Here is a 20,153-nt window from a genome sequence, read left to right as displayed (position 1 = left end):
AAGAGCTGTAGCTCCTACTAAACAGTTAATTACTTGGACAAAAAAACTACAAAACCCTCAGCATTGTACTTATTTGTTTTTAAAAGGTGGAGATTTAACCGAAGAGCTAAAAGAAATAGGATTTAGAGCAACGGTTATAAATATTTCTCAATACTACAAAGAGCCTTTTTTTGAAACAAAGAAGATAGTGGTGGTTAAGGCTTGAGGCGTTGGGTTTTTGGTCATTAGCTAATAGGTATTCAATTTTTTACAACATAATTAATGCTAAGTTTTTTCGTTATCTTAGTATAGGTTTATGCGTTATTTTGTATTTATATTTTTTAATATTTGTTTTTATGTTTTAAAGGGACAAAATGTTACAGTATTGAATTTATCCTTAACAGAACCATCAAAAAATATTTTGTATGTTGGTGTTTCTAATCATTTGAAGCTTGAAGGCGTTGAAAATTGTGATTCTTTACAAATACAATCTAATCATTGCACTTTTAACAAGATAAAAAATGAGGAGTATAGCTATGATGTAAAAGCTAATAGCTTTAGTATAGATACAGTTAAGTTATATTGTAGTGGTAAATTTATAGATGAATTTGTTTTTGAATTAGCTCGTATAGAATATTTTGTTTGTCAACTTGGAAATATAGATACTTGCTGTGCTACTATTGAACAAATATTGGAACTGCCAAAACTCAATCTAATATTCAATGATTATTTGAAACACAATATGCGGATATTATTTTTTGAGGTATATGTGTCTTCTGAAATAGATGGAATATATAAGATGTATGAACCATTAAAAGAAGGTACTATGGATACTATTACAATGATAGATCCTATTACCTTAGAAATACAAGAAAAAATTACAGGAAGAACAGAAGCAATAACGGTTAATTACGCAGACAGGTTAACAGATTATCAGATAAATGAAATTAAAAAACTTAATAAAGGGGATTTATTAATATTTGATAACATCAAAGTTCAAAGTCCTGATAGTAAATTGAGAAAAATACCGTCCATTACAATAAGAATTATCTAATTTCCAAATTATCTCATTACCTTATTAAAACCATTTTTCCTATTCCTTTTTTAAAGAATTTATCTACTTCGCTAATGCCGTAGCTGTCTATAGATTCATTGTTAAGTGAGGTTTTTACTTTGTAAAAATAAACGCCATTAGCTAAAACATCACCATATTCATCTTTTCCGTCCCACCAATATTCCGTTCTGTTTACGCCAATATGTAGATTACCTAATTCATTTCTATCTATAGTTTTTACTACAGTACCTTTTATATTCATAATTTGTATTTGAAAGAAATCGGGAACTTCTGAACCCGTAAGAGTAAATACAAACTGCGTGCGAGTGGTAAAAGGATTAGGATAGTTTAATACGTTAGAAATTCTGGATTGGTTTTCTACTTCAAAAGATATTTTGTAATCGTAATAAACAAGATCTATTAATCTATTGTCTGTTCCACTACTATAGTTTCCTGTTTTGTCGCTGGAACGAATAACCAACTCATAAGTGCCATCTAAAGGAAATTCTCTTTTCATTATTACTTTAGCTTCATTTTTTTGTGTTGATTGAGCCGGAATAAACTGCACATTTATATCATTATAGCTCACGCGTTCTAACGCTCCTTGTGTTGAGCCATTTTCGCCTAAATATCTAAAATACATACTTATAAGGCTGGTATCATCAAGTGCTAAAAATTGATTTTCATCTTTTAGTTGAACCACTATTTCTGGTTTAGCAGAAACTAAATCGCCATCCATTATTTTAATGCCGTCAAAACTTACGTCAAGCATAGGGTTTATATTATCGCCATTTACATTGAAATTAACAGTAGCAAAATTGTTAAAATGAAATTGTTCTAACTGGTGGTTTTGCTCATAAGGATTGGCTTCAATGGTAAGGCTGTTTGCACCTAAATAATTGGAATTAACCGTATTAGCGTCAAAAGTTAAATGTAAAGTATCAAAAGCGGGTAGTGGTTTTAATAGGTTGTAAGATATATTAGTACTGTTATTGGCATACGTAAAAGCATTTTTTACACTCATGCTGTCCATGTCAAATTCTGTTACATTTTCTAAAGCCACAGCCATATTCCATATTTCGCCTTGCATTAAAGTGTCTTTGTTTACACTAAAATATTTATTAGGATTTATAGCTGCTTCAGGAGCTTTATCATAAATTAAACGCCAATAAATGGGTTGCGTAGGAGTACGGGTAGTGTTGTCTGTTGCATTTAATTTTAATTTTAGATAAGGATATTGTTGAGCACTTATAAAATCAATAATGGTATCTAAAGTAGTAGTGGGTATGGTAGCTAAAGTTTGCTCAATATCATTATTATCTATACCTATTATATTAACACTTTGCTGGTCTTGAGTTGGATTTTCTAATGCTTTAAATCTCCAATGGAAAGAACCCCACTCAACTGCCGGACCTATTAAAGGACTTTCAAAATTTCCACTTGACCATGTACCATTTATTTGGAAATTAGTATTAATAATATCACTCCACGTATTTCCTATGGTATTTATAGGAGGAAAGCTAACATTATTTTTTTGGTAAACAAATGTCATCGGTCCAGAAGTACTGTTGTTTACACTACAGCCTAAACTATTTAAGTAATTTATTAAGTTTATAGACCAAGCTGCATAACTTGGGTCGTTAATACTGTATATTACTACGTAATAATCGTTAGGAATACCGTTTAAGAAATTGATTATTACGTCAGACCATGGAACGCCCGGAGTAGGGTGGTTGCTTGGCGTTGTTCCATAAGCTCTAAAATTGGCTACGTAAACAGTATTTTCTAATCCAACACAATGAATATTGCCATAAGGACCATAACTGCTCGTGGTGCTATTATTTATTATTTCCATAGGCAAACCGGTAAGATTATTAATAACGGCAATAGATAAACCATTAGGGAAACCTACACCACCACCGCAGTTGTTCATACGCCAGTTGTGCATTTTTGCTCCATCTAACGTCCATTTCATTTCTTGGTAGGCAAGGTTAGGATAAAGTCCTGTTTGCACACCTATTTCCTTAGGAATGCTAATAAACTTAAATTCTCTGTCGGTATCTAAATAAATATTTTGATAATCGTCTTTAAGCCACTGATAATAGTGCGATTGATTCCAACCCGGATATTCGTCTTGAATATAAATAAATGAGGAGTATTTCCATTTGTATGTTCCTCCGCTTATACTATCTGGGCTCACACGCCAATAGTAAACTGTACTATCTTGCATGGTTAAAACCGGTGTCCACGGCACAACTCCTCCTGCCATAAAAATACGCTCTTGTAGTTTTATAGGTGAATTAAATAACTCAGTTGTATCAATTTCGTAAACATACCATTTTTCGGGTTCAAAAGGATTTCCTGTACTTGCTTTTAAAGTAACGCCTTGATTAGGAACTATGGCAAATTCATAAGGATAGATAGGGAAAATTTCATCGGAACCAATGAATAATTCTACTTGATTTAAAAGATAATTGTTGGTTTCAGATAATTCATTCTGTATTTCATCATCTACATCTATATGAATATTAAATTTATTAAGCCCCAAACCCGAAAACTGACCACTAACAGGAAAACTAAATGACAGTGTATCTAAGTAGTAAGGTGCTTTAAATCTTTTAATATTTACTTCTTGATTGCCACCCGGATAAATTCTGGTAACTTCTACATTGAAAGAATCATTTATGGCTTTTCCTAAATTATAAACACCCAATTTTATTTCAAAAGAATCTAAAGAGGTGCTTATATTGTTAGGTGTAAAATAAACATATTGTTCCTCTATATCATAATCGGGCTCGCTGTATTGATTAAAAGGTATGGCAGGGTCGCCATGCAAAGTCATTTCTTGACAAACCATCATATTCATTGTACTGCCACAACAATCTTCTACACTTTGTACGGTTTCTTTTACTATTTCGCCTAAAGAAGTAGCATATTGGCTTCTGCTCAAATTTTTATAAAAATTACTTGAATAAATATTTAAAGAACCGGAAGCAGATAAATCGGTAGTAGATAAATAAGCTATAGCACCTTTGTTATCTTGTATTACAAATCTTTCGCTTAAGCTAATACTACTGTTATGAATAATTCCTGCATTACATCCATTGGCTAAAACCACAGGATATTTGCCTTCATTATTGTAGTTTTCAGGGTCGTCAAAATTTATATCAAAACCTCCGGCATAAGAGTGTCCGAAAAAGGTAATTAATGAAACGCCATTGTTTATTCTATCGGTTATTCTTTGCGAAGCTAAAGTTTGAATAGGTACATTGGTGTTTTTATTTATTGATTCTACTTTTACACCCCACAAAGTATCTTTTGCTGTATTTTCATAACTGAGCAAGTAGTTTTTAAATGTGCTTTGTTCTTGGGCATTTATGCCACCACTTAAATGCACTAAGTTTTTCATAAAAATTTTGTTGGCAACAGTTTGGTATGGGTCGCCTACGTTATAAAATTGCTGGTCGTATTCTATTATTTTATCTAAGTAAATTTGAATATCACTTTCTTGTCTTGCCGCCAAACGCCCTATGGCAATATTGGGAGCAGAAGACATAGTATCGGCAGCTAATAGTACATCACTACCCGGATTTCCGAATGTAGGCACTAAACAGGCGGCTCTTGCACTTGCATTATTTCTAAATTCTGCATATTCTCTACCTTTCCCTACTATAAATAGATATTTAGGTTCTATTGTCCAGTTGGCTTGTATATATTTAATAAAAGAACGCACAGCTTGTGGGTGTTTATCTATTCCCCAGCCAAATTGATGATATAGTTGCTCAATATCTACTTTTACTACATTGTGCGAACCTCCCAAAATACTTTGTCTATGGCTTACGTATTGGTTAAGAGTATTGGTATTCATAAAACCATTGTAGGTTAAAATAATATAATCTCCTTGGTTGCCAATACTTGAATAATCTACAAAATTCATTTGTGTTAAAGTAGCTACATTTACATAGTTAGCACTATTGTTAGCTCTTATTACTAATTTTCTTTTACCTATAGCAGCAGGCAGTGCAAAACGGTGTGAGCTACTTCCCGGAGCATCTACAGAAGTAATTAAAAGTTTGTTGGTTAAATCGTATAAAATAGGGTAGGTGCTTTGCTCGTCAAAATTTTGAATTTCTAAATATTGTTTAGCTCCCGTTCCTTCTATTTCAAATTCAAATTGGCTTAAACCGTTAAAATCATAGTTTCTTTTGTAGTTAATTTCAATTAGTGCAGCGTTGTTTCTGTTAGTGCCGGAAGTTGTGTTATTAGCTTGAAAAGTAACATCGGTATTGACACTTATTTCGCTGGCAGGAATGGTTAAATTGGCTTTTGTGATTGTATAGTCATTAAATTGGTATGTTCCTAATGTGTTATTTCCAGATTTAATATTAAAACTGTGTGCACCACCCGACCAAGAAACGGCTACGGCATATAAATCGGCATTATTCCCAGCTACAGCATTTGGAGTAGGAACACTATAAGAGCGAGTAGTAGTGCTATTATTAAACTGTGCACTATGATAGTATCCTTCTCCTATATCAAAAATAGAATTAATTAGTGCCGTACTGCCCACATATTCTGTTTTTCCACTACTAAAAGCATTGTTTAAAAGTAGCTGGCTGGTATAATTAAATGATGTTTCTTTTGGTGGTAGATTGGTTAAATCGTTTGAAGCAGGAAGTATTCTATTGCCAGCATTGGTGTTCCATGTTAAATAGTAAATAGCTTCATCGGTAAATAAGCTGTATCTATCGTGCATCTGCCAAGCAGTATCTCTGTATAATTTAGTGTCTAATTTTCCATCATTGGGGTAGCCATAAAACTCTATGTAGTTGGTGTTTCCTCCACTTTCATTTACATAAATGGGTACTTGTTGCCCATCGCGGTATAATTTAAAATTGTTTGGGTCAATAAAGTTTAATCCATATTGATTGAGTGCGGTACTCCCAATTCTGTGAATGCCTTTTTCACTTACTTTTATGGTAAAATAGGTTTGATTATAGTTAATCCACTCATTGCCAAAAGTTTGAGCAGATGACAATAAATAAGAAAATATGCTTAAAATAGTTAGTAGTTGTTTTCTCATAGCTAATTGCTTAAAGGTTGCTCAATTTGTTCTTCCTCATTTTTTTTGTTCTTCTTTTTAAAGTTTTGCAAGCCAAAATGAGCCGAAATAACATGGCTGTAAAATACACCTTGGTTAGTTCCTTTACCTAAATTAGTATAGGTATAGTCTATATGAAATCCTTTAATATTTAAACCAACGCCTATATTTGGTTGCAAAGTAAGTTTGTCTTTTGTAGGGTCGTTATCTTTAGGAATCCATTGGAAATTTCCTATACCTGTTCTTACATAAACTATGTTTAAATAGTTTAATTCTAAACCCAAAGTAGCATCAAAACTCATAGGGTCTGTTCTGAATAAAACATTTCTACGTCCGTCTGTATTTATCCAAACATTTAATTCGGGCTCTATAAAAAACTTATCTTTTATACTGGCTCTATAAGCAAAACCCGTAATAAACATAGGCATGGTAAGTTCTAAAGAGTTTTCAGGTACTAAATTTCCTGTAGCTTGAAGTACATCAGCTTCCTCTTGTGTAAAACTAAAAGACCAAGCATTGTAAGTGCTGGTAATATCGCGAGCCATAAAGCCAAAACGCCAGCCATTTTTTCGGTATTGCAAACCTGCATCTAAACCAAAACCCCATGCGGTGGCAAAAGGACCCACTTTTTTGTGTATAATTTTCACATTGCCACCTACCGAAAGTCCTTTAGCTTTTAATTGTTGGGCATACGAAAGGAAAACAGCATATTCGCCTACGGAAAAACTGCTTATATTATCGTAGTTTGGAGTGCCATCGGCATCAAATAAAAATAAAGTGTTGGGAATATCATCAATACCAAAGCGGTAAAAAGTAAGTCCTAAACTGCGTTTTCCGCTTTCTATGGGAACAGCTAAGCCTACGTAGTCCATTTTGGCTATGCCTGCAAAATACTCGCTGTGCATATAGCCCAGTTGAAAAGCATCTTTTATGTGTGCCATTCCTGCGGGGTTGTAGTACATGCCATATAAATCTTCAGTACCTGCCACCCGACTATTAGCCATGCCCATGCCGGCAGCACCCATTCCAAGGTTTAAAAACTCATTGGAATATTTCCTCTTTTTTTGTGCTTGTGTTTGTAGTACACTAATAATAGCAATAAAAAATAATATTTTTTTAAGCATTGTTAAGCTTTAGTTTTATTTCGTTTAAAAAGTTTTCAAAAGAAGAATTATACTTTTCCATATTTTGTTCAACAAAAGATTTCCATTTATGGGTATCAAAATTTATATCAAATTTAGTACCTAAAATATGATGCAAAGATGAAACAATACCTTTTGCATCAGCTAAAAATTGAGCATATTCTTCGGTCTTAAAACTCTTAAAAATACGAATTATTTTATTTGTGGTGTCATTATCATAAAAAAATAAGAGTTTTTGGGTAAGTATAGCGTTATCTATGTGGTTTAAGGTAGCATAGAAATGAGTATGAATTGTAGGGTTTTTGGTAAGTAAATATTGGTCTAACAATAATTCAAACAATACATGAGAAATAATATACGAATATTTATGAGCTAAGTTGTTTTGGTGTATTTCTTTAGATAATCTTTTATTTTCGGCTATAAAAAAAGGATGGTTATGAAATACTTTATCGGTAGCAATATGGAATTTAATACCTTCAAAAATTAAGTTATTATTGGGCTCGCTAAACTTTGTAAACTTATGATAATCTTTAGTGAAACCTCTGTATAAATCGGGTAAAAGGCAACCAAAAATAAATAAAGGATTTTCTTGATGCTGAGAAACAGCGTAATGAGCAATAAAATTCATAGTTTGAGAAGCTAAAATACTATAATTTGAAGAACTTTAGAAAATTTAGTACATCTGCCATTGGCAGAAGCTTTTTAGCAGTTATAATAAGTTCGGAACTCTTTAAGAGTTCCGAACTTTAAAAATTAGTAGAAAATTAGTACTTTCTAAACGGTATAATTTATGCCGTATTAATTTTTTTATGTAACTTTATACCTATGAAAGAAGAAGTGAACGAGCCTATTGAAATTTATGGAAAAGAATTTAACTATGCCGAGTATTTAACATGGAAAGTTAAAGAACGCATAGAGTTAATAAAAGGACGATTATTTAAAATGAGTCCTGCTCCTGCCCGTATTCATCAGCGTATTTCAAGAGATATGCAGTTTATTATGATGAAATATTTTGGTGGACATGATTGTGAATTGTACAATGCTCCTTTTGATGTTCGTTTGGTAGATAAAAAGGAAAAATCTAAAAAAGATGAAGATATTACCACAGTTTTTCAGCCAGATTTGTGTGTAATATGCAATAAAGAAAAATTAGATGACAGAGGCTGTATAGGTGCACCCGATTTGATAGTGGAAATATTATCTCCGGGAAATTCAATAAAAGAAATGAAATACAAATATGATTTGTATGAAGAAAATGGTGTGCGAGAATATTGGGTAGTTGATTATACACACCAATTAGTTTATGTATATGTTTTAAAAAGTGGAGTGTATAAAGGAAAAAAACCCTACACCGTAGAGGAAACTGCTGAGAGCACCATTTTTCCTGATTTAAAATTTGACTTAAAAGATATTTTTAAGGAAGAAGATTAATAGTTGTAGATATAAATTTTGATTATTCGTGCTCCACTCCGAGGGGGTAGCACGAATAATTATGAAGAATATTATTTTGCCTCACTATTAAAAAAGTCTTCTAATTTTTCTTTTCCATATAAGGGTGCTTCCATATTCATTACCATTGTTGTCATAAAAAACTCAATAGGACCATAGGTTTTTGAATTGGTAAAAGTTCTAATCGTCCACAGTGCAAATTTTCTTACCCAATCGTGTAGATGTACTATTTTAATAGGCTTTCCGTATGCTTTTAAGGCTAATTTAGCTATCTCATTTTGCGAAAGTAAGTTAGGACCACCTATGTTAAATTCTTTTTTCCTTTCATTTATTGTTTTGACTACTTCTTTGGCTAAGTCTTTTCCGTGAATGGGATTTAATTTTAGTTTTCCATCTCCAAAAAGATAAACTTTTCCTCCTTTTGCCATTTTTAAAAAATCACCCATATCTGAGAAAAAACCATTAGGACGAACAATGCAATAATCTAAGCCTGAAGCTTTTAAGTAATCTCCTAATTTTTCTTTTGCTTCACAAATTTTTAAATGTCTAAGTTTTTCTCCGTTTAAAACAGATATGTAAATGAATTTTTTAACGCCACTTTTCTTTGCTTCATTTATTAAATTTACATTAGCTTGATAGTCAACATCCATATACGTTAAGCCGTCTTTTTGCCTTGTAATGCCAACAGTGCTAATTACTACATCAATATTTTTACAAACGTTTTTCAGTGTTTTGGGTTTTGTTACTTGAGCCTCAATTATTTCAAAATTTGGAGCTTTTATTTTTATTTTACTCTTGTTTCTAACTATTATTTTTGTTTCATAACCTTCATTTATCAATTCTTGAGTTACGTATTGTCCTAAGTATCCTGTTGCCCCTGCTAATAGTATTTTATTTTTGGCCATATTAGTTTATATATGTGCTATATACTTTAATAAAGTGTAAAGTTATGATAAGTATTTGCTAATAATAATTCCTTTTATTTCGGGTGTAATTATTACTTAGTTTTTTTATTTGTTTAACATTTAGAATTCTTCTAAGCAACCAATAATCTATTACCTTTATTTGCCCTAAAATAATATACAGATGATTCCTTATTCCTTTTTAGATTTAGCAATTGTTAGCGAGGGACTTTCCATTACGCAAACATTAGAAAATTCTGTAAAAACAGCACAATTAGCAGATAAAATGCAATACACAAGATATTGGTTTGCTGAGCATCATAATATGAAAAGCGTTGCCAGTTCGGCTACTTCTGTTTTGATTGGGCATATTGTGGCAAAAACAACAAATATAAGAGTTGGCTCGGGAGGAATAATGCTTCCCAACCACTCTCCACTCGTTATTGCAGAACATTTTGGAACATTGGCTTCCCTCTTTCCTAATAGAATTGATTTGGGATTGGGAAGAGCTCCTGGAACAGACCAACTGACTGCTGCGGCACTTAACCCAAACTTTTTTCAAAATGCAAGAAATTTCCCTGAAAATGTATCTAAATTGCAACAATACTTTTCAAACAATAATGAAAATGCACAGGTAAGAGCTTTTCCGGGAGAAGGAGTTGATGTGCCTATTTGGATTTTAGGTTCCAGCACCGACTCTGCATTTTTGGCTTCTTCAATGGGATTGCCTTATGCTTTTGCCAGCCATTTTGCTCCGGCTCAAATGCAAGCAGCCTTTGATATTTATACTTCAAACTTTAACAAAAAAATAAACAAACCATACAAAATGGCTTGTGTGAATGTTATTATTGCCGAAACGCAAAATAAAGCAGAACAAATTGCCACATCGTTTTATCAGATGTTTTTAGGAATGATTAGAAGCAAAAGAGGGTATCTACAAGCTCCTATTCCTACAATGGAGGGAATTTGGTCTCCACAAGAGAAAGCCCATGTAAAACAAATGACAGCTTGCTCTTTCATTGGAACAGCGGCATCTGTAAAAAGTGAAATAACTGAATTTATTCGTCATTTTGATATTGATGAAGTAATTATTACTTCTCCTATTTATGATGTAAAAGATAAACTTTATACCATTCAAACATTTGCAGAATTAATGAACGAGAAATAGACGATGAACCTACATTTGACTCCAATAGATTAATCTAACTCAAATATTTTTGTCATTTGCTAAATAAAAAAAAGGTGTTACACTTTTTTCTGCCACTTATAAAACCGCATATATAGCCACGAAAGTATGGCTAAAACACCCCAGTAGAACCATTCGCTTGTCCATGCAATGGTTAGGTTGGTTTCTATAACGTAAAATATAAAGTAAATAAACACCAAGTAAAATAAAATAGTTATTACTTCTACAACTAAACTGTGTATGCTGGCACCTATACTGGCTATACAATTAAACAAAATAGTAGAAAAACTATAAAATTGTAAAGCAATTAATACTACATATAAAGGTTTTATAGAGTCATTTACTAAACCCGGCTCAGAAATTATTTGTAAGAATTTTTTAGGAAAAAAGATGGTTGGCAGTGTAATAATAACAATGCAAACGGCACTTAATATAATAATTCGGTATGCTGTGGGCAGTATTTCTTTTAGTTTTCTTTGCCCTACTAAGTTGCCTATTACGGTATTGGTGCTTGATGCTAAAGCGTAAGTAGGAATACCCAATAAAGTATAAAACTGCTTTACATTATTAGAAATAGCCAATTCATTTTTCCCTAATTTTTCAATTAAAGTAAAAAATATAAGCCATGCAGCTAAGCCTATAAGCGTTTGCAAAACTAAAGGCAGTGATAAATTAGTAATTTGAAGAATAATATTTCTTCTAATTTTTGTAAAATAAAATAAATGATTTTTTTCTCTTAGTTTTAAAAGATAAATACCTACTACCATTATCAGTAGCGATAGAAACTCGGCTATATTACTAGCATAAGCAGCACCTTTTATACCCAATGCCGGCATACCAAAATGACCAAAAATAAGCACCCAATTTAAAAATATATTGCTAATAGACATGGTAACTATAGCTACCGCAAGTGTTGCCGTTTTGCCTATTCCCGAAAAATAAGCTATTAAAGCACTTCCTAAAAAGCTGGCAAAAAATCCCCATTTTCTAACGCTTAGGTATTCTAATGAATCGTGAATAACGTCAGTATCATTAAGTGCAAAGTTGAGAATTTGTTCTGCCCCAAAATGTAGTATAAGCCAAAGTATTAATGCTCCTGCTATCAGCACTACCGACATATTATCTAAAATAATACCTATAGCTCGGTGTTTGTTTTGTCCATTTTTTTGTGCTATAAGTATTTGTGCTCCTCTGGTATAACTAAAACCTGTCATAAAAAAGAACAAGTAAATTAAAGAAATATAACCTATAGCTGCCTGTGCAGTTACCCCTATTTCTTTCATAAAACCTATATCAGTAACAGATATAAGTGTATAAAAAAAATTGCTAATCATTAGAGGGAAAGCTATTTTAAATATATCTAAATAGCTATATGTAAGTTTCTTCAGTTTAAACACGCCACAAAGTAAACAAATTAAAAATGTATAAGTATAATGAGGGCTTATTTTTTGCCTGTTAAATTAAATTAAGCAAAGATTAATTGCCTAATGTGTGAAAAAATGAAAGTATTATGGTTGAAATATTGCTAAAATGTTTTTACTTTGTGCAAAATTCTTAATAAATCAAACTTAAATATGAAAATAGGAAAAGTTATTATTGGTGTAGTTCTTTGGCTTGTAGTTATAGGCTTGGCTTATATGCTTTATGGTATTATACAAGATCCCGTAAAATTTGAAGCCGAATATAACAAACGCCACGATGCAACAACAACCAGAATGTACGACATTAAAACAGCACAAGGTTTTTATTTAAAATCTAAAAAGAAGTATGCCGGAAATTTTGATGAATTAATCAACAGCCTTAAAAATGATATGATTACGGAAGTAATTATAAACGGAAACCCGGATGATACCAGCGTGGTGGCTACTTATGATACTTTGAAGTATTATATTAGAGATGAAATAAACCTGCAAGGAACAAATAACTTAGATTCATTAAGATATGTGCCTTTTAGTGGTGGCGAAACCTTTGATTTAGAATCGGGTATGCTAAAAATGCAGAGGGTAGAAGTGCCTGTTTATCAAATAGATGCACCAAAATCTAAATACCTAAAAGGTTTAAAAGAAGAATATGTAGAACGTAAAAAAGATTTGTCTTTAGGTTCGTTAACTCAAGCAACCGAAAAAGCAAGTTGGGAATAATAAAAAGATATTTTGATTTTTAACAATCCATCTCAAAGTAGAGAAAGTATATTAATAGTAGAATGGGACAAACATAGTTTGTCCTTTTCTGTTTTTCATGAGCCTACTAACAGAGTTTTGGCTACTAAAGTAATAGACGTAAATTTTGATTTTTACCAAAGTTCAAGGCAAGAAATTGATAAATTTTTAAAATCAAACGACATTTTTGCGTATAATTTTTTGAAAGTTATTGTTGTAGTAAATTCCCCATTTTATGCTTTAGCTCCTAAAAATATAGAAGATATAAATGCTTTAGAGCAAATACTAAAACTTAATGTAAATGTACCTTCGGGGATATTAAAGTATAAGAAAGAAGTTTTAAAATCTACGGTCTATAATTTGGTTTTTGCTTATCCTACTTATGTAGAAAATGCTTTTACAGAACTTTTTCCTAACATAAAATTTGTACATATTAATGCTGTATTAATAGACATGCTAACATCGTACAGTAAAGCCAATTCTATTTTTAATGTACATTTATCATTAAATAAATTAGATGTTAGTTTATGGAGCGAAAATGCCTTAAAGTTCCACAATACTTTTGAAATAGCCACAGCAGAAGATGTGGTTTACTATACTTTAAATGTAATGCAAGAGTTAAATTTGAATACCGAAAGAACTCAGGTTTATTACAGTGGAGCTTTTGAAGCAGGAGGAGAAAAAATAGAATTATTAAGTAACTACATAAAGTTTTTAAGTCCTTTAGAGCGAACCAATAAAATAAACTACAGTAGTCATGTAGAGGCTATGCCAGCTCATTATTTTGTTCATCATTATAATTTGTGTATATGAGAATTATAGCAGGAAAATATGGTGGAAGATTTTTAAAAACGCCCGAGTTTGCCCCTACACGACCTACTACTAATATAGCTAAAGAAGCCTTATTCAATACGCTAAATAATTATTACAATTTTGATAAAATAGCTTATTTAGATTTATTTGGTGGAACAGGACAGTTGTCTTTTGAAATGGCATCAAGAGGCTGTACCGATATTACCACCGTAGAAATGCACCCGCCTTGTGTCAATTTTATAGAAAAAACAAGAGATGAATTAGAAATAGAAGGAATGCAGGTGGTAGCTATGGATATTTTTAAATTTATACCGATAGCTAATAGGCAGTATGATTTAATATTTGCAGGGCCACCATATCCTTTACCTAATTTAGATGAAATACCCGATTTAATATTTGAATATAATTTAGTAGAGGGTGAAGGCTGGTTTATTTTAGAACATAATCCGCAGCACAATTTTAAAAATCACAAGCATTTTTATAAGAAGAAAAAATATGGGCAAACCATTTTTAGTATCTTTACCAATGCAGGAAAAGAATAATTATGAGTAAAATAGCTGTTTTTCCGGGTTCGTTTGACCCCATAACCATAGGACATGAAGATATAGTAAAGCGTGCCGTTCCTTTATTTGATAAAATTATTGTAGCTATTGGCGTAAACACGCAAAAAAAGTATTTGTTTGATTTAGCAACAAGAATGAAGTGTTTAGAAAAAGTTTTTTCAAAATACAAAAATGTAGAAATAGACACTTATGAAGGCTTAACCATAAATTTTTGTAAAACAAAAGGAGCCAATTATATACTAAGAGGCATACGCTCTGCTGCCGACTTTGAGTACGAAAAAACCATAGCACACCTCAACCACGCTATGGACGAAGATTTAGAAACCATATTAATATTAGCCAAAGCAGAATTAGGCTCAATATCATCTACCATAGTACGCGAAATAATAAAAGGCAATGGCGATGTAAGCAAATTTGTACCAAAAGAGATAATAAGTACTATTAAGAGCTATAAGTTTTAGATTAGACGTAGATGTTTCTTTTTTGGCAGTTTTTTATGACCTTAATCAAAAGTACGTTAAGAAATGGTGTAAAACAGACATCCAAAATGAATGAAATTATAAAACAATAAACAGACAAATTAGTATGCTCCTACTAATAAAAATACTTTAGGAAAACTAAAATTGAGCATACATTAATTTGTCATCGTCTGTTTTATAACATTTTAGTATTTTTGATTACAGTCTTGATTTTTTGTTACTTTTGTATCAAGACAAAAGTAAGAAACTGCAACTAAAATTACTTGACAATTTTGTAGTATTGCTTTAAAACAAGAAACTCCCAATCAAAAAAAATGAGCATATCTTCTTTTCATCTTGTGAAAATTCCACTTTGGACAGCGATTAAAGGTTTATTCTCAAAATTAGTAAGTGAGAAAACAAAGGGTCTTATCTATTCAGAATATATGACTACCATGATTTTAGGCTCGCCTATTTTTTCTGCTAAACGTTTTTTAATAAGAGAGGTTGCAATATTTGCACAATGGGAAAGTGAGAAAGATCTTGAAAATTTCTTGGAAAATGACAGATTTGGTAGATTAATAAAAAAAGGTTGGCACATTCGTTTAGGTTTTATGAGAGATTGGGGAAAAATAAAGGGTTATATAGTTCCTAAAGAAAGAGAAATCATAGAAAACCCTAATTTTCCTGTTGTAGCGGTTACAATAGCACGGATGAAACCTTTTGCAGTTCCGCGATTTTTGCGTTGGGGAAGACCGGTAGAAAAATTAGTGAGAGACCATTCAGGTACGCTTTTATCACTTGCTGCTTTCAAGTTTCCAAACACCATTTTAACTTTCACGATTTGGAAAAACGTACGAGAAATGGAAGAAATGGTTCATGGTCATAGTAAAATCCCCAAACCAAAAAGGCACGCTGATGCGATGAAAGAAAGAGAAAGAAAGAATTTTCATTTTGAATTTACTACTTTGAGATTTAAACCTATTTCTGAATTCGGAGATTGGAAAGGTAAAGGAAATTATACTAAATCATTTTACTAACAGTGGAACTTGCCTCAATTAAACAAAATTTTCAGGATTGGATTACTCAACAATGGGTTATTGCTTTTGGGAAAAAAATTAATTCTCAAGAATACAAATGGCTCTTAGGACCATTTGGAAGCACAAATGGAATTGGAGAAAAATTCATTAACCAATTAGCAGAAAAGGAAGATTTATCAATCCTTAAATCTAATAAAAACAAAGGACTTTTAAATTCAATAGAGCAGCTAAATTTATCTTCTTCCGAATTAAATAGACTTTCAAAAAAAGTTATTGATTTTTATGAAAATACCAGCAATTATGAGCTTAAATTAACAACAAAATGGAATCCTGTTTTTCTAGTTTTCGGGCATTTATTAAAAATACTTTTTAGCAGTAGGCTTGAACAACTAAACATTCCTTTGAGTAGTAATAACAATACAAAAGCAATGAATAGTGAGATTATTCAACTAACTGATAAAACAACAGAGAAAGTAAAACGAACAATTTGGTTAAGAACATTTAAACAAACCAATCAAGTAGTCTATTCAGGTGTTTATGAAACTTGTAAAATCCCAAATGGAAAAGTTTGTATAAAAGCTATTTTTCCATTGCCAAACGGAAGTGCAACAGTAATCTTGCAACCAATTGTTGGTAAAAATGGAGAATTAATTTTAAAATCAGCGGGAAGAAAAATTGGAGATAGTGGTTTTTACTTTTTACTAAAAGATAAAAATGGAAACTTGTGGACTAAATTTATAAAGTCTTTTAAAGACAGTTTGACCGTATCATCAGAAAATGGTAAAATAACAGCAAATCAAGAATTGACATTATACGGATTGAAAGTATTGAATTTTAAATACGAAATGAAAAAATCACATACGGAAAAATATATGGAAAATAATTATTTAATTTGATAATAAATCCATTTTCTAAAAAAACTAAAACTTAAATAGTCCGAATTTTGTAGTTAGTACAAACTCTATTTAGTATATTTGAGAATCTTTGTAAATTTGCACCATGTCTAAAGGAAAAAAGATATCAGGTTTTTCAAAACTGACTAAAACCGAAAAAATACAATGGTTGGCACAAAACTTTTTATATACCAATCCTATTGATTTGGCTAAAGATTTTGCCAGCTTTTGGCACGATAATGTTGAAGCTCAAAAAGTATTTGAAGGTTTTAGCGAAAATACAGTTTCTAATTTTCACATGCCATTTGGTATAGCTCCTAATTTTTTAATAAACGGAAATGATTATGCCGTACCTATGGTTACAGAAGAAAGTTCTGTAGTGGCGGCTTGTGCTAATGCCGCAAAATATTGGTACGAAAAAGGTGGATTTAAAGCAGAGGTAGTTAACTCTGTAAAATTAGGACACGTACATTTTGCTTATAATGGGAATGGAGATAAGTTAAAATCATTTTTTCCTCAGTTAAAAACTAAATTAATAGAGGGTGTAAAAGATATAACTCAAAACATGGAAAAACGCGGTGGTGGTGTTTTGGATATAGAATTACTTGATTTAACGGCTAAAGAAGAAAACTTATACCAGCTAAAATGTAGTTTTGAAACCGTTGACTCTATGGGAGCCAATTTTATCAATTCTTGCTTAGAACGCTTTGCCGAAATTCTGATAGATGAAATTCAGTTATCGCCACAGTTTACTATAAAAGAAAAAGATGTTCAAATAATAATGTCTATTCTTTCTAATTATACGCCAGATTGTGTGGTGCGAGCAGAAGTGAGTTGCCCTATACAAGAATTGGGATATTTTAATGACGGAGCAATGAAACCGGAAGTATTTGCTTCAAAATTTGAGAAAGCTATTAAGATAGCAGAAATAGATTCTTACCGAGCTACTACACACAATAAAGGCATAATGAATGGCATAGATGCCGTGGTAATAGCTACAGGAAATGATTTTAGAGCCGTAGAAGCTTGTGCCCATACTTATGCCGCCAAAACAGGTACTTACAGAAGTTTAACGCATTGCTCTATTAAAAATAATATTTTTAGATTTTGGATAGAAGTACCTTTAGCTTTAGGTACGGTGGGCGGTTTAACAGGCTTACATCCTTTGGCTAAAAAATCAATGGAATTAATGGGTAATCCTAAAGCTCATGAACTAATGAAAATAGTGGCTTGCGTAGGATTAGCTCAAAATTTTGCAGCCGTAAAATCGCTAACAACAACAGGCATACAAGCCGGACACATGAAAATGCACCTAAATAATATTTTAAGTCAGTTTCATGCCACAGAAGAAGAGGTGGAAAAAGTCATTGCTTACTTTAAAGATAAAGTAGTTTCTTTTAGTGCAGTTAGAGAGTATCTTGATTTTATAAGAACGGCATAAACCTTTTTTATGAATAAATATTATGCTCATGGAAAACTGATGCTTACAGGAGAGTATGTAGTTTTAGATGGAGCAAATACTTTGGCTGTGCCTACCAAATTTGGGCAAAAATTAGAAGTTCAAACATTAGAAAATAACCGACATCAAATAGAGTGGAAAAGTTATAATAATAATGATGAACTTTGGCTGAATACCTATTTTCCTAAAGATGATAAAAATGAATTTGAAGAGCGATTATTTATTATTCTGAAAGAAATAGAAAAACTAAATGCTGAAGTTTTTTACAACAAAAATTTTTCTTTTAAAACTTATTTAGAATTCCCAAATAATTGGGGTTTGGGAAGTAGTAGTACACTAATTAGTTTGCTTTCGCAGTGGAGTGGTGTAGATGCTTATCAATTATTAGAAAAAACATTTGGCGGTAGTGGCTACGATATAGCATGTGCTACCGCAAATACGCCCATAGTTTATAATGTTAATGATAAAACGCAGTCTAAATCTGTAGTTCTAAATAGTAATTGGACTAAAAATACCTTTTTTGTGTTTTTAGAGCAAAAGCAAAACTCAAGAGAAGCCATAGCTTATTATAAAACCTTAAAACAAACTGAAAAACCAATAGACGATTTTAATAGTTTGACAGAATCTTTAATTAACTGTACCAATACTATAGATGCTATACAAATTGTAGCAGAACATGAAAGTGTTATGAGTAATTTATTGAAAATAGAAAGTGTAAATAGTCGCTTATTTTCAGATTTTGCTGGAAAATGTAAATCTTTAGGAGCTTGGGGTGGCGATTTTATTATGGCAATTAGTAATGAAGGCACACAGTATGTAGAAAATTACTTTAAAAATAAAGGATATAAAACGATTTTTAATTTTGATAAAATGATATGGAAGGAATAAAAAATGCAACATTAACATTGAGCAATGCTAAAGGAAAAACTGAAGGAAAAGTGAGATGGCAAAGTCCATCAAATATTGCATTAGTTAAATACTGGGGTAAATATGGAAATCAGTTGCCTAAAAATCCATCGGTAAGTTTTACTTTAAAAAATGCCCGAACAGAAATGGAAGTGCATTATGCTAAGGGAAGTGGTAAAGTAAAGTTGTTTTTTGAGGGCAAAAGAAATGAAGCTTTTGAAAAACGTATAGAAAAATTTATAAAAAGCGTAGCAGATGTTAGTCCTTTTTATGTAGAGTTAGATTATGAGATACATTCATTAAATACCTTTCCTCATTCGGCAGGCATAGCTTCTTCAGCTTCTGCAATGTCGGCTTTATGCTGTGCTTTATGCGAAATAGAAAACACTTTGTTTCAAAACCTTAACAACAACGAAGATTTTAAACAAAAAGCATCTTACTTAAGTCGTTTAGCAAGTGGTTCGGCTTCTCGTTCTGTCTATCCTAAATTAGCTATGTGGGGCAAGCATACAGATTTTGTAAAAAGCTCAGATTTATACGCTATAGATGTTAGCCATGAGGTAGATAAAATATTTCATACATTTAAAAACAGTATTTTAATAGCTTCTGCAAAAGAAAAATCGGTAAGTAGCAGTGCAGGGCATCAATTAATGGAAAATAATCCTTTTGCTGAAGTTAGATTTAAGCAAGCTAATGATAATTTAGCCACTTTAATGCTGGCAATGAAAAATGCCGATATGGATAGTTTTATTAGAATAGTAGAGGAGGAGGCACTTACGCTTCATGCTTTAATGATGACATCTAACCCCAGTTTTATTTTAATGCAGCCCAATACTATTACCTTAATTAATAAGTTAAGAGCATTTAGAGAAGTAACAAAATTGCCCGTTTGCTTTACTTTAGATGCCGGACCAAATTTGCACGTACTTTATCCTAAAAATATAGAGAAAGAAGTACAACATTTTATACAAACAGAAATGAAACCATACTGCGAAAATGGTTTAATAATAGAAGATGAAGTAGGAGAGGGAAGTAGTAGTAATTTTTAG

At 31.8% G+C, this 20,153-nt stretch carries 18 protein-coding genes; 13 read left to right on the top strand and 5 right to left on the bottom strand.

The features are described 5' to 3' along the window. Window positions 1-205: 16S rRNA (guanine(527)-N(7))-methyltransferase RsmG (locus H6578_10080; GenBank protein ID MCB9227500.1), on the top strand; the 205-nt coding region annotated here is incomplete at its 5' end. A 159-nt stretch (window positions 206-364) separates the two neighbouring features. Beyond that, window positions 365-1,033, top strand: coding sequence for a hypothetical protein (locus H6578_10075; protein ID MCB9227499.1), 669 nt, complete (start codon window positions 365-367; stop codon window positions 1,031-1,033). A 16-nt stretch (window positions 1,034-1,049) separates the two neighbouring features. Here the strand turns inward: H6578_10075 and H6578_10070 are convergent, their stop codons facing one another. Genes H6578_10070 through H6578_10060 form a run of 3 tightly spaced genes read right to left on the bottom strand, consistent with a single transcriptional unit; the run spans window position 1,050 to window position 7,904 of the window. After that, window positions 1,050-6,116, bottom strand: coding sequence for a T9SS type A sorting domain-containing protein (locus H6578_10070; protein ID MCB9227498.1), 5,067 nt, complete (start codon window positions 6,114-6,116; stop codon window positions 1,050-1,052). Window positions 6,117-6,118: 2 nt separating this feature from the next. Then, a complete protein-coding gene (locus tag H6578_10065) occupies window positions 6,119-7,258 on the bottom strand; it encodes a hypothetical protein (GenBank protein ID MCB9227497.1) in 1,140 nt (379 codons plus the stop codon). After that, on the bottom strand, window positions 7,251-7,904 hold the full coding sequence (locus H6578_10060; protein MCB9227496.1) for a hypothetical protein: 654 nt from the start codon (window positions 7,902-7,904) through the stop codon (window positions 7,251-7,253). The genes H6578_10065 and H6578_10060 overlap by 8 nt, the downstream gene beginning before the upstream one ends. A 197-nt stretch (window positions 7,905-8,101) precedes the next feature. Here H6578_10060 and H6578_10055 point away from each other — a divergent pair, with 197 nt between their 5' ends. Continuing rightward, entirely contained in the window at window positions 8,102-8,707 is a 606-nt protein-coding gene (locus H6578_10055) for a Uma2 family endonuclease (protein MCB9227495.1), read from the top strand. Between the two features lie 71 nt (window positions 8,708-8,778). On the opposite strand, the gene H6578_10050 is transcribed toward H6578_10055, so the two are convergent. After that, window positions 8,779-9,630, bottom strand: coding sequence for an SDR family oxidoreductase (locus H6578_10050; protein MCB9227494.1), 852 nt, complete (start codon window positions 9,628-9,630; stop codon window positions 8,779-8,781). Window positions 9,631-9,811: 181 nt separating this feature from the next. Between H6578_10050 and H6578_10045 the strand changes: the two genes are divergently transcribed. Continuing rightward, the gene (locus tag H6578_10045; GenBank protein MCB9227493.1) at window positions 9,812-10,795 is read left to right on the top strand and encodes an LLM class flavin-dependent oxidoreductase; all 984 of its coding nucleotides are present in this window, start codon (window positions 9,812-9,814) and stop codon (window positions 10,793-10,795) included. Window positions 10,796-10,872: 77 nt separating this feature from the next. Here the strand turns inward: H6578_10045 and H6578_10040 are convergent, their stop codons facing one another. Continuing rightward, complete coding sequence (locus H6578_10040; protein MCB9227492.1) at window positions 10,873-12,147, bottom strand: MATE family efflux transporter; 1,275 nt, start codon at window positions 12,145-12,147, stop codon at window positions 10,873-10,875. A 240-nt stretch (window positions 12,148-12,387) separates the two neighbouring features. On the opposite strand from H6578_10040, the gene H6578_10035 reads away from it, so the two are divergent. The 9 genes from H6578_10035 (at window position 12,388) to H6578_09995 (ending at window position 20,153) form a co-directional block, all read left to right on the top strand. Beyond that, window positions 12,388-12,954: a hypothetical protein gene (locus tag H6578_10035; GenBank protein ID MCB9227491.1), complete on the top strand. Its 567-nt coding sequence runs from the start codon at window positions 12,388-12,390 to the stop codon at window positions 12,952-12,954. A gap of 12 nt (window positions 12,955-12,966) precedes the next feature. Beyond that, window positions 12,967-13,785, top strand: coding sequence for a DUF3822 family protein (locus tag H6578_10030; GenBank protein MCB9227490.1), 819 nt, complete (start codon window positions 12,967-12,969; stop codon window positions 13,783-13,785). Further along, a complete protein-coding gene (locus H6578_10025) occupies window positions 13,782-14,327 on the top strand; it encodes an RsmD family RNA methyltransferase (protein ID MCB9227489.1) in 546 nt (181 codons plus the stop codon). Before H6578_10030 ends, H6578_10025 begins: the two co-directional genes overlap by 4 nt. A gap of 2 nt (window positions 14,328-14,329) precedes the next feature. After that, window positions 14,330-14,809 carry a pantetheine-phosphate adenylyltransferase gene (gene coaD, locus H6578_10020; protein MCB9227488.1) on the top strand — a complete coding sequence of 160 codons (480 nt, stop codon included), beginning with the start codon at window positions 14,330-14,332 and terminating at the stop codon, window positions 14,807-14,809. A 332-nt stretch (window positions 14,810-15,141) separates the two neighbouring features. Further along, window positions 15,142-15,846: a hypothetical protein gene (locus tag H6578_10015; GenBank protein MCB9227487.1), complete on the top strand. Its 705-nt coding sequence runs from the start codon at window positions 15,142-15,144 to the stop codon at window positions 15,844-15,846. A 2-nt stretch (window positions 15,847-15,848) separates the two neighbouring features. Beyond that, window positions 15,849-16,742 carry a hypothetical protein gene (locus H6578_10010; protein MCB9227486.1) on the top strand — a complete coding sequence of 298 codons (894 nt, stop codon included), beginning with the start codon at window positions 15,849-15,851 and terminating at the stop codon, window positions 16,740-16,742. Between the two features lie 103 nt (window positions 16,743-16,845). Next, complete coding sequence (locus tag H6578_10005; GenBank protein ID MCB9227485.1) at window positions 16,846-18,180, top strand: hydroxymethylglutaryl-CoA reductase, degradative; 1,335 nt, start codon at window positions 16,846-16,848, stop codon at window positions 18,178-18,180. A gap of 9 nt (window positions 18,181-18,189) precedes the next feature. Continuing rightward, window positions 18,190-19,086, top strand: a complete 897-nt coding sequence (locus tag H6578_10000; GenBank protein MCB9227484.1) for a hypothetical protein — start codon at window positions 18,190-18,192, stop codon at window positions 19,084-19,086. Further along, window positions 19,074-20,153, top strand: a complete 1,080-nt coding sequence (locus H6578_09995) for a diphosphomevalonate decarboxylase (protein MCB9227483.1) — start codon at window positions 19,074-19,076, stop codon at window positions 20,151-20,153. Before H6578_10000 ends, H6578_09995 begins: the two co-directional genes overlap by 13 nt.

It is taken from the genome of Chitinophagales bacterium (assembly GCA_020635995.1).
In the GTDB taxonomy this organism is placed as follows: Bacteria; Bacteroidota; Bacteroidia; order Chitinophagales; family UBA8649; genus JAFMKE01.
The sequence above is the reverse complement of the archived record's forward strand: the minus strand, read 5'-3'. Positions and strand labels throughout refer to the sequence as shown.

What these genes read in the sequence shown, in the direction of transcription:
- H6578_10070 (MCB9227498.1), bottom strand. Translation starts at nt 6,116, where the DNA reads ATGAGAAAACAACTACTAACTATTTTAAGCATATTTTCTTATTTATTG.
- H6578_10045 (MCB9227493.1), top strand. Translation starts at nt 9,812, where the DNA reads ATGATTCCTTATTCCTTTTTAGATTTAGCAATTGTTAGCGAGGGACTT.
- H6578_10025 (MCB9227489.1), top strand. Translation starts at nt 13,782, where the DNA reads ATGAGAATTATAGCAGGAAAATATGGTGGAAGATTTTTAAAAACGCCC.
- H6578_10000 (MCB9227484.1), top strand. Translation starts at nt 18,190, where the DNA reads ATGAATAAATATTATGCTCATGGAAAACTGATGCTTACAGGAGAGTAT.
- H6578_10040 (MCB9227492.1), bottom strand. Translation starts at nt 12,147, where the DNA reads ATGATTAGCAATTTTTTTTATACACTTATATCTGTTACTGATATAGGT.
- H6578_10005 (MCB9227485.1), top strand. Translation starts at nt 16,846, where the DNA reads ATGTCTAAAGGAAAAAAGATATCAGGTTTTTCAAAACTGACTAAAACC.
- H6578_10055 (MCB9227495.1), top strand. Translation starts at nt 8,102, where the DNA reads ATGAAAGAAGAAGTGAACGAGCCTATTGAAATTTATGGAAAAGAATTT.
- H6578_10050 (MCB9227494.1), bottom strand. Translation starts at nt 9,630, where the DNA reads ATGGCCAAAAATAAAATACTATTAGCAGGGGCAACAGGATACTTAGGA.
- H6578_10060 (MCB9227496.1), bottom strand. Translation starts at nt 7,904, where the DNA reads ATGAATTTTATTGCTCATTACGCTGTTTCTCAGCATCAAGAAAATCCT.
- coaD (MCB9227488.1), top strand. Translation starts at nt 14,330, where the DNA reads ATGAGTAAAATAGCTGTTTTTCCGGGTTCGTTTGACCCCATAACCATA.
- H6578_10065 (MCB9227497.1), bottom strand. Translation starts at nt 7,258, where the DNA reads ATGCTTAAAAAAATATTATTTTTTATTGCTATTATTAGTGTACTACAA.
- H6578_10035 (MCB9227491.1), top strand. Translation starts at nt 12,388, where the DNA reads ATGAAAATAGGAAAAGTTATTATTGGTGTAGTTCTTTGGCTTGTAGTT.
- H6578_10015 (MCB9227487.1), top strand. Translation starts at nt 15,142, where the DNA reads ATGAGCATATCTTCTTTTCATCTTGTGAAAATTCCACTTTGGACAGCG.
- H6578_09995 (MCB9227483.1), top strand. Translation starts at nt 19,074, where the DNA reads ATGGAAGGAATAAAAAATGCAACATTAACATTGAGCAATGCTAAAGGA.